Consider the following 12,733-nt stretch of genomic DNA (forward strand, 5'->3'; position numbering starts at 1 on the left):
CTCTCCCGGCGTTCGTTCAACCATTTCGGGTATCACCATGTCTGTTTTAAGCCTTTGCCGCCTGAGCACCGCCCTCGTCTGCCTGCTTTCCATCGTGCCATCGCTTGCCAGTGCCGAGCAGTCCACGGCGGCGAAAGCGCCTTATGCGCAGGCCGGAAACACCAACAAACGCGGTGACGCCTGCTTCTCGACGGTGGACACCAACGCCGCCGTTCATCTTCTCTCCGGCTTCCTCGAAATCTGGACCCCGCGCACGCCTTTCGTCGATGCGGGTGTCGAAGCCCCGGCCAAGGACAATTGCCCGGCGGTCGCCAAGACGGATTGGGATGGTATTCCCGCCAGCAAGACCGACGGCCACATCGTCAACCAGGCGGTCCACGACGCCAATATTGCCTATGTCGTCAATGCGACGCGGGCGCGGACGGCCGATCAGGCGGTGGCCGCCTATCTCGACGATCGGCGCGGCAAGAATGCCAGTATCGTCGATGGCCTTGGTCCGCTGACGGATGCCTGGAAGGCCGGCTCGAAGCAGACCACCACGATCACCGAGGTGGCGGCCGACGCGGTGACGGTCAAATATGACGACAAGGGCAACAATCGCGGCGCCGGCAGCAAGCCGGACACGGAAAACAAGACCGATGCCAATCCCGACATGGGCCTTGCAATCGACTTCATCAACGCCGCAAGCGGCGACGGCTCGACGGAGCCTGCCAAGCGCTATTTCAAATATGGCCGTCCCTATCGCTGGAGCCAGGATGTGTCGGTCGTCCCGACGCTGGAACCTGCCAAAAGCGGCAAGCCGGTCGAAGACGGCGGTTTCCCGAGCGGGCATACGGCGGAAGCCTGGCGGGATGCGCTCGCCATGGCCTATGTCGTACCGCAGCGCTTTCAGGAAATGATCACGCGCGCCAGCGAACTGGGCGAAGACCGCATCCTCGCCGGCATGCATTCTCCTCTCGACGTGATGGGCGGCCGGATGCTCGGCATCGCCACGGTCGTCTACAATCTGAACGAGGCCGACAATTCAGCATTGAAGAGCGATGCCTACGCCCAAGCGCAGGCATGGCTCATCGCCAAATCAGGCGTTGCGGATGCGGGTGCGCTCGAGGTTGCCGCCCATGCGGCACCGCTGGCTACAGATCGCTTCGCTGATCATGACGCCAATCGCGCTTACGTGCTGCAGCGGCTGAGCTACGGCCTGCCGACGATCCATGCGACCGACCAGCCGGCGCGCGTGCCGCAGGGCGCCGAAGCGCTTCTCGAAACGCGTCTGCCCTATCTGGATGGCGAACAGCGCCGCGACGTGCTCAAGACGACGGCGATCGCCTCGGGTTATCCGCTCCTCGACGATGCGGAAGGTTACGGGCGCCTCAACCTGTTTGCTGCCGCCGACGGTTACGGCGCCTTCGAACAGGACGTGACCGTGACGATGGATGCCGCAAAGGGCGGCTTCGATTCGATCGATACCTGGCGGAACGATATCGGCGGCAAGGGCAAGCTGGTGAAGCGCGGCAGCGGCATTCTCGGGCTTTCGGGCGCCAACAGCTATGCCGGCGGCACCGTGCTGGAAGACGGCGTACTGGTGGCCGGCTCGCCCTCGGCGTTAGGTCGTGGCGCGCTGACGATCAATGGAGGTTCGCTCGTTCTGGCGGCCGACAAGCCGTTGACCGTAAGCGGCGATTATCAGCAGCTCGCCAATGCCACGGCGAAGTCGGCCCTCGGCGCGAACGGCGCAGGCACGCTGGTCGTCGAGGGCAAGGCGGTGCTGGCCGGCGACCTCGACGTGACGCTTGTCGACGGCTATGTCCCGACGCCCGGAACCAAGATCGAGATCCTGAAGGCGGGCGCCGTGGCCGGCACCTTCGGCAAGTTCACCGTCTCCGGCCATAAGGCGACCGTCTCCTACGGTCCGACATCCGTCACCTTGACGATCGACGGATAATTTCCCGGCATTTGATCGCGACAAGGCATCTCCCTTTGCGGGGGATGCCGCTTCTCTCCCTGACCTGCCTGTTTGCCCCCCGCGCCTACGTCATTTTGCGTATGTGTTTTTGCGATGCAGCACCCGATAGTTCTTTAAGCAACAGTTAATCTCCGTTTCCGGTCTGTTGCGGAACAAGAAGAGGGGAGTTCAACCATATGAATCTCAAATCCACTATTACGGGCGCCGCGCTCGGCGCCGTCATGGCGGCTTCGGCCGCCTTCAGCGGTGCGGTTGCTGCCGACGACACGATCAAGGTCGGCGTGCTGCATTCACTTTCCGGCACCATGGCGATTTCCGAAACCACGCTGAAAGACGCCATGCTGATGCTCATTGACGAGCAGAACAAGAAGGGCGGCCTTCTCGGCAAGAAGCTCGAGGCCGTCGTCGTCGACCCGGCTTCCGACTGGCCGCTGTTTGCCGAAAAGGCACGCGAGCTGATCCAGAAGGACAAGGTTGCCGCCGTCTTCGGTTGCTGGACGTCCTCGTCGCGCAAGTCCGTTCTGCCGGTTTTCGAAGAGACCAACTCGATCCTCTTCTACCCGGTCCAGTACGAAGGCGAAGAGTCCTCGCGCAACATCTTCTACACCGGTGCTGCTCCGAACCAGCAGGCCATTCCTGCTGTCGACTACCTGATGGAAAAAGAAGGCGTCAAGCGCTTCGTTCTCGAAGGTACGGACTACGTCTATCCGCGCACGACCAACAAGATTCTCGAGGCATACCTGATTTCGAAGGGTATTCCGAAGGAAGACATCATGACCAACTACACGCCGTTCGGATTTTCCGACTGGCAGACCGAAGTTTCCAAGATCAAGGAATTCGGTTCGGCCGGCAAGAAGACCGCCGTCGTCTCTACGATCAACGGCGATGCCAACGTTCCGTTCTACAAGGAACTGGGCAACAAGGGCATCAAGGCAACCGACATCCCCGTCGTCGCCTTCTCGGTTGGCGAAGAAGAGCTTGCCGGCCTCGACACCAAGCCGCTCGTCGGCCATCTCGCTGCCTGGAACTACTTCGAATCGGTCGAAAGCTCGGCCAACAAGAAGTTCATCAAGGACTGGCACGCTTTCACCAAGAACGACAAGCGGGTGACGAACGACCCGATGGAAGCTGCGTATATCGGCTTCAACGCATGGGTTAAGGCCGTCCAGGCTGCCGGCACGACCGATACCGACAAGGTTCTCGACACCATCATCGGCGTCAGCGTTCCGAACCTCTCCGGCGGCTATGCGACCGTCATGCCGAACCACCACATCACCAAGCCGGTGCTGATCGGTGAAATCCAGGCCGACGGCCAGTTCGAAATCGTCCAGCAGACACCTGCCGTCGTCGGCGACGAATGGTCCGACTTCCTGCCTGATTCCAAGGATCTGATCTCCGATTGGCGCAAGCCGATGTCCTGCGGCAACTTCAATGTTGCTACGGGCAAGTGCGGTGGCAAGGGCTCCTGAGTACGAGCCCGATCCAATGATTGCGTGAAGGCTTCCGTCCGGGTTTGATACCGGGCGGAAGCTCCGTCCCAGCGATTGCGCCGCGAGGCCAACACTATCAAGGGCGAGAAAGCCGATGTATCGCGCCATAAAGATTTTCCTCATCACGGTTTGCCTGGCATTTTCGGGCCTGACATTTTCGGGCGTGATGATCTCGAGCGAAGTCCAGGCCCAGGACGATATACACGTGCTTATCGACGCGCTCGGCGTCGGCGATTTCCCGGAACGCGAAGTGGCCATCAAGGCGCTGGTCGCTTCCAAAGATCCGCATGTCAGCCAGATCCTGCAGCAGTTGAGCGATGGCCTTCTCTACGTCAATTCCGATGGCGGCCCGGTTCTCCTCCAGGGCGGTACCGATAACGAACCGACCTATTCCGATCCGATCACCGGCGAAGCCGCTGCCGATGTCGATCCGGATCTGATGACGAAGGTCAAGATCAACAACGCGCTTCGCGGCGTCATCGCCGCCGCCACCAGCCAGTTGACACTGATGAGCCCGGACCGTTCCGCGCGGCTTGCCGCGGCGCAGGGCCTTCTGAAAGATGCCGATCCCGCCAATCTCGACCTGCTGAACTCGGCACTTGCGGCCGAAAAAGACGCTGAGATCAAGAATACGATGGAAGCGGCGCGCGCAGTGCTGCTGCTCAAGACAGATGCGAGCGTCGAAGACAAGAAGGCTGCGATCGATACGATCGCGGCGCGCGGCAATCGCGATGCATTGACCATCCTCATGACCACACTCGAAACCGCGCCTGGAGACCTGAAGCCGGCGATCCAGGCGGATATCAGTTCCATCAATCGTAGCCTGGCGCTGTGGGATATCGTTCAGAACATCTGGTACGGATTATCTCTCGGCTCGGTATTGCTGCTTGCCGCGATCGGCCTTGCCATCACCTTCGGCGTCATGGGCGTCATCAACATGGCGCATGGCGAAATGGTGATGATCGGCGCCTATACGACCTATGTCGTGCAGGAATACATCACCTCCGCCTTTCCTGAACTTGCCGATTATTCGCTGGCCTTTGCCGTGCCTGCGGCCTTCGTCTTTACCGGCTTCGTCGGTCTGGTGATCGAGCGCGCCGTCATCCGCTATCTCTACGGCCGGCCGCTCGAAACGTTGCTCGCCACCTGGGGCGTGTCGCTCATCCTGCAGCAGGCGGTGCGAAGCATCTTCGGCCCGACCAACCGCGAGGTCCGCAATCCGACCTGGATGTCCGGCGTCTTCGATCTCGGCGGGCTCTCCATCACCTGGAACCGACTGTGGATCATCGTCTTTTCGATGGTCGTCTTTGTGGCGCTGCTCCTGCTGCTCAAGCGATCCGCTTTCGGCCTGCAGATGCGTGCCGTTACGCAGAACCGTCGCATGGCGTCGTCGATGGGCATCCGCACCGGCTGGGTCGATGCCTTCACCTTCGCACTCGGCTCGGGCATTGCCGGCATCGCCGGTGTGGCGCTCAGCCAGATCGACAATGTCTCGCCGAACCTCGGTCAATCCTACATCATCGACAGCTTCATGGTCGTCGTCTTCGGCGGTGTCGGCAATCTCTGGGGCACGCTGGTCGGCGCATTGTCGCTCGGCGTCGTCAACAAGTTCCTCGAGCCCTTCGCCGGTGCCGTGCTCGGCAAAATCCTGGTGCTCGTCCTCATCATTCTCTTCATCCAGAAGCGTCCCCGCGGGCTCTTCGCACTCAAAGGAAGGGCGGTGGAAGCATGATAACGGCCTTCCTTCTCCGATCACTCGATCGCAAAATCGTCATTGCCGTCGCCCTCCTGCTTCTGGTCGCCGTCCTTGTGCCGGTCCTGAACCTGATGACGGGGCCGACCAATCCGCTGCACGTGCCGACCTATATCATGTCGCTGTTCGGCAAGTATCTGACCTATGCGCTGCTGGCGCTGGCGCTCGATCTCGTCTGGGGCTTCTGCGGTATCCTCTCGCTCGGCCACGGTGCCTTCTTTGCGCTCGGCGGCTATGCGATGGGCATGTATCTGATGCGCCAGATCGGCACGCGCGGCAGCTATGGAGACCCGATCCTGCCCGACTTCATGGTGTTCCTGAACTGGAAGGATCTGCCCTGGTTCTGGTACGGTTTCAACCATTTCTGGTTTGCGGCGCTGATGGTGCTCGTCGTGCCCGGCCTGCTCGCCTTCATCTTCGGCTGGTTTGCCTTCCGCTCACGCGTCAACGGCGTCTATCTCTCGATCATCACCCAGGCGATGACCTACGCGCTGCTGCTGGCCTTCTTCCGCAACGACATGGGCTTCGGCGGCAATAACGGCCTTACCGACTTCAAGGACATTATCGGTTTCAACGTCCAGGCTGACGGCACGCGTGCAGTCCTCTTTGCGGCAACTGCGACCTTCCTTGCTCTATCGCTGCTGCTCGCCTCGGCGATCGTGCGCTCGAAGTTCGGCAAGGTACTGGTCGGCGTGCGCGATGCGGAAAGCCGCACTCGCTTCCTCGGTTACCGCGTCGAGCACTTCAAGCTCTTCACCTTCGTCGTCTCGGCGATGATGGCGGGCATTGCCGGCGCGCTCTACGTGCCGCAGGTCGGCATCATCAATCCCGGCGAATTCGCGCCTGCCAATTCGATCGAAGTCGTCATCTGGACGGCGGTCGGCGGGCGGGCGACGCTGATCGGGCCGATCATCGGCGCGGTCCTCGTCAACGGCGGCAAGACGATCTTCACCGGCCTCTTCCCGGAGTTCTGGCTGTTTGCGCTGGGCGGTCTCTTCGTCGCCGTCACGCTGTTCCTGCCGAAGGGCGTCGTCGGCACGATTGCGCAATATCTCGGCAAGCGGAAAGTTGTCTCCAAGGCGGCACCACCGGTGGCTGAGGAAGGCGGCATCGAGCCGAAAATCCAGGCAGCGGAGTGAGCGCCATGATTCCCGACGTCAAACCCAACAGCGTGCTTTATCTCAACGGCGTTTCGGTTTCTTTCGACGGCTTCAAGGCGCTGAATTCGCTGTCGATCGTCATCGAACCCGGCGAGCTTCGCGCCATCATCGGCCCGAACGGCGCCGGCAAGACGACGATGATGGACATCATCACCGGCAAGACCAGGCCCGACGAGGGCGAGGTTTTCTTCAACGGCACGATCGATCTCACCAAAAAGGATGAAGCCGATATCGCCCAGCTCGGCATCGGCCGCAAGTTTCAGAAGCCGACGGTCTTCGAAAGCCATACGGTCTGGGACAATCTGGAGCTGGCGCTGAATCGCCGTCGTGGCGTGTTCTCGACGCTGTTCTACCGGCTTTCGGGCGAGGACAAGGTGCGCATCGAGGAAATCCTCGAAACGGTGCGGCTGACGCACCGCCGCGACGAATTCGCCGCCAACCTCTCGCACGGGCAGAAACAGTGGCTGGAGATCGGCATGCTGCTGGCGCAGGAGCCGAAACTCCTGCTGGTCGACGAACCCGTGGCCGGCATGACCGATGCGGAAACGGCGGAAACAGCGATCCTGCTCAAGGATATCGCCAAAACCCGGTCGGTCGTCGTCGTCGAACACGACATGGGCTTTATCCGCGACCTCGGCGTCAAGGTGACCTGCCTTGCTGAGGGATCGGTGCTGGCAGAGGGATCGATCGATTTTGTGAGTTCGGATCCGAAGGTCATCGAGAACTATTTGGGGCGGTGATGATGCGGTCGATGGTTCTGGATTGGTCTGAAAGGGGAGCGACATATTCCCTCTTCTCCTCAACGGGGAGAAGGTGGCCCGAAGGGGCGGATGAGGGGGCTGCACGGCACACCGCTGATAACCTTTCGCCTTCGCTCAAGGTGCTCGTCGCTGTTGCTCCTCACCCCCCTCATCGCCTCGCTGCGCTCGGCACTTCTCCCCGCGGGGGAGAAGAGGGTAAGCGCATCGCCGGCACGGCAAACAAGGATGTCGCATCATGCTGACAGTCGAAAACGCAAACCTGCATTATGGCGCCGCTCAGGCGCTGCGCGGCATCTCGATCAAAGCGGAGATGGGCAAGATCACCTGTGTGCTGGGGCGTAACGGCGTGGGGAAGAGTTCTCTTCTGCGCGCCGTTACCGGCCAGCATCCGCTGTCGGCCGGTACCGTCACCTTCAACGATACCAAGCTCAACGGCCTGCCGCCCTTTGCCCGCGCCAAGCAGGGCATCGGCTATGTGCCGCAGGGGCGCGAAATCTTCCCGCTACTCACCGTCAAGGAAAATCTCGAAACCGGCTTTGCTCCGCTTGGCCGCCGCGACCGCAACATTCCCGATGACATCTTCAGTCTCTTCCCGGTGCTGAAGTCGATGTTGTCGCGTCGCGGCGGCGATCTTTCCGGCGGGCAGCAACAGCAGCTGGCGATCGGGCGCGCCATGGTGACGCGGCCGAGGATTCTCGTGCTCGACGAGCCGACCGAGGGCATTCAGCCATCGATCATCAAGGATATCGGTCGGGCGATCCGCTACCTGCGCGACTCTACAGGCATGGCGATCCTGCTCGTCGAGCAATATCTCGATTTCTGCCGGGAGCTGGCCGACTACGTCTACATCATGGATCGCGGCGAAATCGTGCATGAAGGGCTTGCCGAGACGCTGGATACGCCGGAGGCCCGCCGCCACCTGACTGTCTGACTGGCAGATGCCGCATTTTTCAGCAGAGAGCGCGGCGCCTGGAGAACCTTCCGCCGCCGCCAAAGGTCTGCTCGGGACGGCATAGGAATTGCTTGCTTTCCGCTATCCGCGCGCTTGAATGAAAAAAGGGCGCGACCGAAAGGGACGATATGACAATTGCGGCGGCAGGCACGAGACCGCAAAGAGCGGAAGGGCGCGGGCATCTGGCGGCAAAGCTGTTCGATGGCCGCACGCGCATCCGTGAACTCTATCAAGAGGGGGCAGCGAAGATCCGCCTGCCCGATACCTTCGATGCCTCGATGGAAGCCGTCATCATCAATACCGCCGGCGGGCTGACGGGCGGCGATCGGATGGATTGGAGCGTGGATGCCGGCGCCGGCACGCGCATCGACGTCACCACTCAAGCTTGCGAGAAGATCTACAAGGCATCGGCCGGCATCGCCGAGGTGGCGACCAGCATCAAGGTTGGAGCTCAAGCCCGCGTCGACTGGCTGCCGCAGGAAACAATCCTCTTCGACCGGGCCGCACTTTTCCGCCGGCTGGATGTCGATCTTGACGAGAGTGCCGAATTTCTGGCTGTCGAAGCCGTGCTGCTCGGCCGCAAGGCGATGGGTGAGACGGTGGAGACCGGGCTCTTCCGCGACCGCTGGCGCATCCGCCGTTCGAACCAACTGATCCACGCCGAGGAACTCAGGCTTTCTGAAGGTGTGGCGGCGCTGGCGGCGCGGCAGGCCGTGCTCGGCGGACAGGTGGCCTTTGCGACGTTGCTTTATGCCGGGCCGCTTTCGGAAGCCTATCTCGGCAAGGTCCGGCCGTTGGTCGAAGGATCGATGGGCGGTGCGAGCGCTTGGAATGGCAAGCTCGTCGTCCGCCTTGCAGCAGCCGACGGCTTCTCACTCAGAAAAGTCCTGATCCCCGTCATTTCCGCCTTGCGCAATGGTGCGCCTGTGCCGAAAGTTTGGAATCTATGAACTTAAGCATTCGGTCAAGCAGATGGACAAGCAATGAACCTCACTCCGAGAGAAAAAGACAAGCTGTTGATTTCGATGGCGGCGATGGTGGCGCGGCGGCGGCTGGAGCGCGGCGTCAAGCTGAACTATCCCGAAGCGATCGCACTGATCAGCGACTTCGTCGTCGAAGGCGCCCGCGATGGCCGCCCAGTTGCCGAGCTGATGGAAGCCGGCGCCCACGTGATAGGCCGCGACCAGGTGATGGAAGGCGTTGCCGAGATGATCCACGACGTGCAGGTGGAAGCAACGTTCCCGGATGGAACCAAGCTTGTCACTGTGCACGAACCGATCCGGTGAGGAGAGAAGAATGCTCGAGCTCAGGCCCAATTGCGAATGCTGCGACAAGGATCTGCCGCCGGATAGCACCGAGGCACGGATCTGCACCTATGAATGCACCTTCTGCGCCGATTGCGTGGGCGGCGTGCTAAAGGGCGTCTGCCCTAACTGCGGCGGCAATCTCGTCGCGAGGCCTATTCGGCCGGCGGCCATGCTTGCCAAAAATCCGGCGTCGACGAAGCGTGTGCTGAAGGCTGAGGGCTGTGCGCCCAAGGCGGCTTGAGGAGGACGAGATGATTCCAGGCGAGATCATTGCCGCAAGCGGCGACATCGAACTGAATGCCGGCGCGCAGACGGTGACGCTGGAGGTTTCCAATACGGGCGATCGGCCGGTGCAGGTCGGCAGCCACTATCATTTCGCCGAGACCAATGCGGGGCTTTCCTTTGATCGCGCGGCGGCGCATGGCAAGCGGCTCGATATCCCAGCGGGGACGGCGGTGCGCTTCGAACCGGGGCAGACTCGCTCGGTAACGCTGATCCCGCTTTCCGGCAAGCGCGAGGTTTACGGCTTCCGCCAACTGGTGATGGGCAAGCTTTAAAAACAATAGACGGGAGGAATACATGCGTTTGAATGTCTGCCTCGTCGGGGCTGCGATGCTGCTGGCGGTTGGTAGCGCCTCCGCCGAGGATATCGATTGCAACAGTCCCAAGACGCAATCGGACATGACTGCCTGCGAGGCGGCGCGCCATGAAACCGCCGACAAGGCGCTGAATGCGCAATACAAGAAGACCCGCGCCGTCTTGGCGGCGATCGACAAGGACCTAGACGGCGATATGAAGGGCGCAGAGCAGGCGTTGGTCAAGGCCCAGCGCGCCTGGATCGATTATCGCGATGCCGAATGCGACGCCTTCGGCTTTCAGGCCCGCGGCGGCACGATGGAGCCGATGCTGGTCGCCGGATGTCTCGCCAATATCACGGACAAACGCACGAAAGAGCTGAAAGAGCTCGAAGACACGATGAGCAACTGAGGTGATCAGGAAGATTATGATCGTCGGCAATGGTGAGGTCGCAGACGCAGAGGCAGGCATCATCGATGCCGCCGATTTCGTCGTCCGCTTCAACGATTGCCGCTCCTATGGAGCCGGCGGCAGCCGCACGGATGCCGTTGCGGTCTGCAACACCGGCAGGCCGGCAAAGGCGATGCTCGGTTCGCGTGAGTGGCACGCCCATCCGGGCGTGGTGGCGGCTGGCGAAATCTGGAGCGTGCGCGACCCGGAAAAATTTGCCGCGATGCGGGCGCCGCTTGCCGTCTCGCATCCGGAACTCGACGATTTCTGCGACGACTATACGAATGAGTTCACTGCCTTCTGCGCAAACACCGGCAAGGGACACGTCGTCATCGGCAAGGCGGTTCACGAGGCCGTCGATGCCTCGCTTTCAGCCTTTGCTCCTTCGCCCTATGTCGTGCCGAGCAGCGGTATGATCGTCATCGCCGAGGTGCTGAGCAGATATGCGGAAGCCGAGGTGACGCTTGCCGGCTTCGGCCACGCCGGCTGGGAATGGCACCCGTTTTCGGCCGAACGACAGCTTGTCGGTAGCTATATTGCCGCTGGCCGCCTCAAGCGGCTCGGCGGAAAAACACTCGTCTCTTCCTCCCAAGGAGCCTGATAGATGCCCTACAAGATCTCGCGCGCCGCCTATGCCGGCATGTTCGGACCGACCACTGGAGACAAGGTGCGCCTTGCCGATACGGAGCTTTTCATCGAGATCGAGAAGGATTTCACCACCTATGGCGAGGAGGTGAAGTTCGGCGGCGGCAAGGTGATCCGCGACGGCATGGGCCAAAGCCAGGTGACGCGGGCGGATGGCGCGGTGGATACGGTCATCACCAATGCGGTGATCGTCGATCATTCAGGCATCTACAAAGCCGATATCGGCCTCAAGGATGGGCGCATCGTCGCGATTGGCAAGGCCGGTAATCCCGACATGCAGCCGGGTGTCAACATCATCGTCGGCCCGGGCACGGAGGCGATCGCCGCCGAAGGCAAGATCGTCACCGCTGGCGGCATGGACAGCCATATCCACTTCATCGCGCCGCAGCAGATCGAGGAAGCGCTGATGTCAGGCATGACCTGCATGCTCGGCGGTGGCACTGGTCCTGCACACGGCACGCTCGCCACCACCTGCACGCCCGGTCCCTGGCATCTCGCGCGCATGATCGAAGCCGCCGACGCCTTTCCGATGAACCTTGCCTTTGCCGGCAAGGGCAATGCTTCGCTGCCGGGGGCGCTGACCGAAATGGTGCTGGCCGGCGCCACCTCGCTGAAGCTGCACGAGGATTGGGGCACGACGCCCGGCGCCATCGACTGCTGCCTGTCGGTGGCCGACGAATACGACGTGCAGGTGATGATCCACACCGATACGCTGAACGAAAGCGGCTTCGTCGAGGATACGATCGGCGCCATCAAGGGCCGCACCATCCATGCTTTCCACACTGAAGGGGCGGGCGGCGGGCATGCGCCCGACATCATCAAGATCTGCGGCCAGCCGAACGTCATCCCCTCGTCGACCAATCCGACGCGTCCCTATACGGTCAATACCATCGCCGAGCATCTCGACATGCTGATGGTCTGCCACCATCTGTCGCCGTCGATCCCCGAAGATATCGCCTTTGCCGAAAGCCGCATCCGCAAGGAGACGATCGCGGCGGAAGACATCCTGCACGATATCGGTGCTTTCTCGATCATCTCGTCCGATAGCCAGGCCATGGGCCGTGTCGGCGAGGTGGCGATCCGCACCTGGCAGACGGCAGACAAGATGAAGCGTCAGCGCGGCCGGCTGAAGGAGGAAAAGGGCGACAACGACAATTTCCGCGTCCGCCGCTATATTGCCAAGTATACGATCAACCCGGCGATCGCCCATGGCCTCAGCCGTGAGATCGGCTCTGTCGAAGTCGGCAAACGTGCGGACCTTGTGTTGTGGAACCCAGCCTTCTTCGGCGTGAAGCCCGATATGGTGCTGCTCGGCGGCTCGATCGCGGCTGCCCCGATGGGCGATCCGAACGCCTCGATCCCGACGCCGCAGCCGGTGCACTACCGGCCGATGTTTGCCTCCTATGGCAAGAGCCTCACCAATTCCTCGGTCACCTTCGCCAGCCAGGCCTCGCTCGATGCCGGCCTGAAGGGTCGGCTCGGCGTCGCCAAGGAACTGGTCGCAGTGAAGAACACGCGCGGTGGTATCTCCAAAGCATCGATGATCCACAACGACCTGACACCCGAGATCGAGGTCGATCCGGAGACCTATGAGGTCAGGGCGAACGGCGAATTGCTGACATGCGAGCCGGCAACGGTGCTGCCGATGGCGCAGCGCTATTTCCTGTTCTAGGCCC

The 12,733-nt window shown here is 61.6% G+C and carries 13 protein-coding genes; all 13 read left to right on the forward strand.

Annotation, left to right across the window (positions count from 1 at the left end; translation table 11 throughout):
- The first annotated feature begins 37 nt into the window (after positions 1 to 37).
- The 13 genes from G9X64_RS34195 (at position 38) to ureC (ending at position 12,729) form a co-directional block, all read left to right on the forward strand.
- On the forward strand, positions 38 to 1,942 hold the full coding sequence (locus G9X64_RS34195) for an acid phosphatase (protein WP_168309299.1): 1,905 nt from the start codon (positions 38 to 40) through the stop codon (positions 1,940 to 1,942).
- A 197-nt stretch (positions 1,943 to 2,139) separates the two neighbouring features.
- Positions 2,140 to 3,432, forward strand: coding sequence for an urea ABC transporter substrate-binding protein (urtA, locus tag G9X64_RS34200; RefSeq protein ID WP_168309300.1), 1,293 nt, complete (start codon positions 2,140 to 2,142; stop codon positions 3,430 to 3,432).
- A gap of 115 nt (positions 3,433 to 3,547) precedes the next feature.
- On the forward strand, positions 3,548 to 5,185 hold the full coding sequence (gene urtB / locus G9X64_RS34205) for an urea ABC transporter permease subunit UrtB (protein WP_168309301.1): 1,638 nt from the start codon (positions 3,548 to 3,550) through the stop codon (positions 5,183 to 5,185).
- The gene (urtC, locus tag G9X64_RS34210) at positions 5,182 to 6,345 is read left to right on the forward strand and encodes an urea ABC transporter permease subunit UrtC (RefSeq protein ID WP_168309302.1); all 1,164 of its coding nucleotides are present in this window, start codon (positions 5,182 to 5,184) and stop codon (positions 6,343 to 6,345) included. The genes urtB and urtC overlap by 4 nt, the downstream gene beginning before the upstream one ends.
- Before the next feature lie 5 nt (positions 6,346 to 6,350).
- Complete coding sequence (urtD, locus tag G9X64_RS34215) at positions 6,351 to 7,106, forward strand: urea ABC transporter ATP-binding protein UrtD (protein WP_168309472.1); 756 nt, start codon at positions 6,351 to 6,353, stop codon at positions 7,104 to 7,106.
- Positions 7,107 to 7,362: 256 nt separating this feature from the next.
- Positions 7,363 to 8,058 carry an urea ABC transporter ATP-binding subunit UrtE gene (gene urtE / locus G9X64_RS34220; RefSeq protein ID WP_003542323.1) on the forward strand — a complete coding sequence of 232 codons (696 nt, stop codon included), beginning with the start codon at positions 7,363 to 7,365 and terminating at the stop codon, positions 8,056 to 8,058.
- A gap of 149 nt (positions 8,059 to 8,207) precedes the next feature.
- Positions 8,208 to 9,029 carry an urease accessory protein UreD gene (locus tag G9X64_RS34225; RefSeq protein WP_168309303.1) on the forward strand — a complete coding sequence of 274 codons (822 nt, stop codon included), beginning with the start codon at positions 8,208 to 8,210 and terminating at the stop codon, positions 9,027 to 9,029.
- A 33-nt stretch (positions 9,030 to 9,062) separates the two neighbouring features.
- Positions 9,063 to 9,365 carry an urease subunit gamma gene (locus G9X64_RS34230; protein ID WP_064695492.1) on the forward strand — a complete coding sequence of 101 codons (303 nt, stop codon included), beginning with the start codon at positions 9,063 to 9,065 and terminating at the stop codon, positions 9,363 to 9,365.
- A gap of 10 nt (positions 9,366 to 9,375) precedes the next feature.
- Complete coding sequence (locus tag G9X64_RS34235) at positions 9,376 to 9,627, forward strand: DUF1272 domain-containing protein (RefSeq protein ID WP_168309304.1); 252 nt, start codon at positions 9,376 to 9,378, stop codon at positions 9,625 to 9,627.
- 10 nt (positions 9,628 to 9,637) lie between these two features.
- Positions 9,638 to 9,943, forward strand: coding sequence for an urease subunit beta (locus G9X64_RS34240; RefSeq protein ID WP_018243288.1), 306 nt, complete (start codon positions 9,638 to 9,640; stop codon positions 9,941 to 9,943).
- Positions 9,944 to 9,965: 22 nt separating this feature from the next.
- Positions 9,966 to 10,373, forward strand: a complete 408-nt coding sequence (locus G9X64_RS34245; protein ID WP_168309305.1) for a lysozyme inhibitor LprI family protein — start codon at positions 9,966 to 9,968, stop codon at positions 10,371 to 10,373.
- 16 nt (positions 10,374 to 10,389) lie between these two features.
- The gene (locus G9X64_RS34250) at positions 10,390 to 11,013 is read left to right on the forward strand and encodes a Urease operon accessory protein (RefSeq protein WP_168309473.1); all 624 of its coding nucleotides are present in this window, start codon (positions 10,390 to 10,392) and stop codon (positions 11,011 to 11,013) included.
- A gap of 3 nt (positions 11,014 to 11,016) precedes the next feature.
- On the forward strand, positions 11,017 to 12,729 hold the full coding sequence (ureC, locus tag G9X64_RS34255; protein ID WP_171378335.1) for an urease subunit alpha: 1,713 nt from the start codon (positions 11,017 to 11,019) through the stop codon (positions 12,727 to 12,729).
- Positions 12,730 to 12,733 lie beyond the last annotated feature (4 nt).

The sequence above is a fragment of the Rhizobium sophorae genome (assembly GCF_013087515.1).
GTDB lineage: Bacteria > Pseudomonadota > Alphaproteobacteria > Rhizobiales > Rhizobiaceae > Rhizobium > Rhizobium sophorae.

Excerpts from the sequence above, each read along its gene's own strand:
- G9X64_RS34195 (WP_168309299.1), top strand. The coding sequence starts at position 38 with ATGTCTGTTTTAAGCCTTTGCCGCCTGAGCACCGCCCTCGTCTGCCTG.
- urtA (WP_168309300.1), top strand. The coding sequence starts at position 2,140 with ATGAATCTCAAATCCACTATTACGGGCGCCGCGCTCGGCGCCGTCATG.
- urtB (WP_168309301.1), top strand. The coding sequence starts at position 3,548 with ATGTATCGCGCCATAAAGATTTTCCTCATCACGGTTTGCCTGGCATTT.
- urtC (WP_168309302.1), top strand. The coding sequence starts at position 5,182 with ATGATAACGGCCTTCCTTCTCCGATCACTCGATCGCAAAATCGTCATT.
- urtD (WP_168309472.1), top strand. The coding sequence starts at position 6,351 with ATGATTCCCGACGTCAAACCCAACAGCGTGCTTTATCTCAACGGCGTT.
- urtE (WP_003542323.1), top strand. The coding sequence starts at position 7,363 with ATGCTGACAGTCGAAAACGCAAACCTGCATTATGGCGCCGCTCAGGCG.
- G9X64_RS34225 (WP_168309303.1), top strand. The coding sequence starts at position 8,208 with ATGACAATTGCGGCGGCAGGCACGAGACCGCAAAGAGCGGAAGGGCGC.
- G9X64_RS34230 (WP_064695492.1), top strand. The coding sequence starts at position 9,063 with ATGAACCTCACTCCGAGAGAAAAAGACAAGCTGTTGATTTCGATGGCG.
- G9X64_RS34235 (WP_168309304.1), top strand. The coding sequence starts at position 9,376 with ATGCTCGAGCTCAGGCCCAATTGCGAATGCTGCGACAAGGATCTGCCG.
- G9X64_RS34240 (WP_018243288.1), top strand. The coding sequence starts at position 9,638 with ATGATTCCAGGCGAGATCATTGCCGCAAGCGGCGACATCGAACTGAAT.
- G9X64_RS34245 (WP_168309305.1), top strand. The coding sequence starts at position 9,966 with ATGCGTTTGAATGTCTGCCTCGTCGGGGCTGCGATGCTGCTGGCGGTT.
- G9X64_RS34250 (WP_168309473.1), top strand. The coding sequence starts at position 10,390 with ATGATCGTCGGCAATGGTGAGGTCGCAGACGCAGAGGCAGGCATCATC.
- ureC (WP_171378335.1), top strand. The coding sequence starts at position 11,017 with ATGCCCTACAAGATCTCGCGCGCCGCCTATGCCGGCATGTTCGGACCG.